General features: G+C 49.4%; 3 protein-coding genes and 1 tRNA gene. 1 reads left to right on the top strand and 3 read right to left on the bottom strand.

The genetic code is table 11. From position 1 onward, the window contains the following. Nucleotides 1-225: 225 nt before the first annotated feature. Nucleotides 226-1,023: a (Fe-S)-binding protein gene (locus ACEW8P_RS09585; protein WP_373512862.1), complete on the bottom strand. Its 798-nt coding sequence runs from the start codon at nt 1,021-1,023 to the stop codon at nt 226-228. A 75-nt stretch (nt 1,024-1,098) separates the two neighbouring features. Further along, on the bottom strand, nt 1,099-2,436 hold the full coding sequence (locus ACEW8P_RS09580; RefSeq protein ID WP_373512861.1) for a 4Fe-4S dicluster domain-containing protein: 1,338 nt from the start codon (nt 2,434-2,436) through the stop codon (nt 1,099-1,101). 303 nt (nt 2,437-2,739) lie between these two features. Between ACEW8P_RS09580 and ACEW8P_RS09575 the strand changes: the two genes are divergently transcribed. Further along, nucleotides 2,740-2,812 (top strand) — tRNA-Phe (locus ACEW8P_RS09575). A gap of 141 nt (nt 2,813-2,953) precedes the next feature. Here ACEW8P_RS09575 and ACEW8P_RS09570 read toward each other — a convergent pair. Continuing rightward, nucleotides 2,954-3,184, bottom strand: a 231-nt coding sequence (locus tag ACEW8P_RS09570) for a hypothetical protein (RefSeq protein ID WP_373512860.1), incomplete at its 5' end; no start/stop codon positions are given.

Genomic DNA, 3,184 nt, shown 5'->3' with positions numbered 1-3,184 from the left:
CCAGCCATCGATAGCGGCTTCGAGGGTCTGATTAATCAGGCTCACTTCCTGGTCGGTCAGACTGCGGTTGGCCTGGTAAATCCACAAGCGGGAGTCGAAATCTATATCGTCAAAACGGATGTACATGGGAGTTTATGGGTTGCGGAAGACCGTATATACGTTAATACTTATGGTACAAAAGTAACGATTCATGGCAGCTTTTTCCCTTCGGTTTTTTGAAAAAACCTACAAACCTTCCGCTTGTGCAATGAGTTCAGCGAGATCGAGGACACGGACGGAGTCTTCTTTTTCCTTGTTTTTGACGCCATCGGTCATCATTACCATGCAGAAAGGACAGGATACGGCAATGGTGTCGGCACCCGTGCCGAGGGCTTCTTCTATGCGTTCGATATTTACTTCTTTGCGGCCCGGTTCCGCATCCTTAAACATCTGTGCCCCACCCGCTCCGCAACAAAGGCCCTTGGCACGGCTGCGCTTCATCTCGACCAAATCGGCATCGAGCGCTTCCAATACAGTGCGAGGGGCTTCGTAGATGCCATTGGCGCGACCGAGATAACAGGAATCATGAAAAGTTATTTTGCGGCCTTTGAAGTTATCCCCGCCCTGCACCTTTACGCGGCCCTCGTCGATGAGTTGTTGCAGGAAAACCGAGTGATGAATCACCTCGTAGTTGCCACCCAGTTCGGGATACTCATTTTTGAGGGTATTGAAGCAGTGCGGACAAGCAGTCACAATTTTTTTAACGTGGTACATGTCCAGTACCTGGATATTGGCCATTGCCTGCATCTGAAACAGAAACTCATTGCCCGCCCGCCGGGCCGGATCGCCGGTGCAGCCTTCCTCAGTTCCCAATACGGCGAAGTCGATACCAATTTTGTTCAGGATCTTGACGAAAGCCACCGTGATTTTCTTGCTGCGGTCGTCGAACGAACCCGCGCAGCCCACCCAAAACAAGATTTCGGGCGACTTGCCTTCGGCCGCCATCTCAGCCATGGTGGGTACTTTGTATTGTATTTCGCTCATTGTCAAATTTAATTGTACAGACCAATCCTGCTTTTTGTTGTTTTTGAAAACTGCTTGTGGATTACTACCAAAATCTTACGGCTGTTTCAACTCGTCTGCCCAGTTGAACCGGTCCGCCGGGGAGAATTTCCAGGGAGCCTGACTAGTTTCCAGATTGCTGAACATTCCGTTCCAGGAGGCGGGAGCCTTGGCTTCTTCCATAATTTGAAAACGCCGCAGTTGCAGGATAATATCCAGCGGATTAATCAAAATCGGGCATTCCTCTACGCAAGCGTTGCAGGTCGTGCAGGCCAGAATTTCCTCCTCCAGAATGTAATCGCCCAGTAAATTTTTGCCGTCATCGACAAACGCGCCGTTGTTGGCCTGCATATTGCGGCCTACATCTTCCAGACGGTCGCGGGTGTCCATCATTATTTTGCGGGGCGAGAGTTTCTTGCCCGTGATATTGGCCGGACAAGCTGCCGTACAGCGGCCACATTCGGTGCAGGAGTAGGAGTCCATCAAGTTTTTCCAACTTAAATCCTGCACGTCTTTGGCGCCGAAACGGGCAATCTCGGTGACAGGCGTTCCTTCGTCCGGCTCCCCTACACCCAGCATGAGTTTGACCTCCTTCGTAATTTCGGGCATATTCTTCATTTCACCCTTCGGAATCAGGCGAGCGAAGTAGGTGTTCGGGAATGCCAGCGCAATGTGCAGGTGCTTGGAGTAGGTCACGTATACGGCAAAGCCCAAAATACCCACAATGTGGAACCACCAGGCGCCACGTTCCAAAGCGATCAGCGACGATTCGCTCCATCCCGCGAACAGCGGTTTCAGAAATTGACTGAACAGAAAATCGCCTGCCTTGGTATAATGAACACTGTTCATATCCTGTAAGACCGAATCCGCTGCGTTCATCGTAAGGATGGCGATCATCAGTACGATTTCAAAAATCAGAATCAGGTTGCCGTCCAACTTGGGCCAGCCTTTCATCTCGCGGTGCTTGCTGGCTTGCAGGCGATCTACATTGATGACGTCGCGCCGCAGCAGAAAAATCACGCAGACCGTCAGCACACCTACGGCCAGAAATTCGAAGAAGCCCAACAAATACAGATAACCAGATCCAAAAAACGGCGCAAACATCCGATGCTGCCCCGAAAGCCCATCCAGGATAATCTCCAATACCTCGATGTTGATGAGCAAAAATCCAGCGTAGATAATGAAGTGCATGAAGCCCACGATGGGGCGGTCGAACATTTTCTTCTGCCCAAAGGCTACGCGCAGCATAGTACCTATTCGCTCGGAAGGGCGGTCACTGCGATCCTCGGCCCTACCCAGCTGTATCGTTTTTTTTATGATTCCAACCCGTTTGGCAATGAGCCAGATCGCTACGCCCAAGACAATAGAAAAGAGTATTTGTTGCAGGTACTCCATTTTTTTAGTGGATAGTTGAGGATGAACACTTCCGATCTGTAGATTTAGTTGCAGACGAGCTTACGTCGGCTGTCGCCAGTAGTATGCAGGCATACTATTAACAAATATCGGGCAAAATGTTCTTTCGGCAAGGCAGTAAGTTAGACTATTTCGGGAATAAATGCGCAAATCGGCGACTGATTTACGCATAACCCGGTGTGCTTTGCCTGGGTGCAATGCGAGAATTAAAAAGATTTGACAAAATGTTTTGCCAATCCAAAGCAGCCGCCTATTTTTGCAGTCCCAAACGGGGCCAGTGAGCACGGTGATGTAGCTCAGTTGGTAGAGCAAAGGACTGAAAATCCTTGTGTCGGCGGTTCGATTCCGTCCATCACCACAACTACCCCTTGACTATCAATTAGTTAAGGGGTTTTTTTATTTTCTGGGACACTGAGGGGGACACTTTTTGAAAAACAATTGCATCTGGGACACTTTCCCGGTCTGCATGAGAAATTCCGGTAAACTTAGAGTTTAGCAGTTATCGCCACTTTCCGGCATCTTGATTTTTTGAGTCAGACTCTTCTCTTATTGATTTTTCCACCGAATCAATACTTGCCAAGGCCAGTTCATGGGATTTGTAAAACGCCTTGCCCATTATATTCTTCTTGCTGCCGTTGCTATTGATCGGATACTCTTCACTTACGCGGGCTGTGTAGGAACTCGGAGGCCCGCCATTAACGCCACCCACTAGCAAATCATACTCGGTCAA

Source organism: Persicitalea sp. (assembly GCF_041751555.1).
Taxonomy (GTDB): Bacteria; Bacteroidota; Bacteroidia; order Cytophagales; family Spirosomataceae; genus Persicitalea.
Note: the sequence above shows the minus strand (reverse complement) of the source record. Positions and strands in the feature narration are given on the sequence as shown.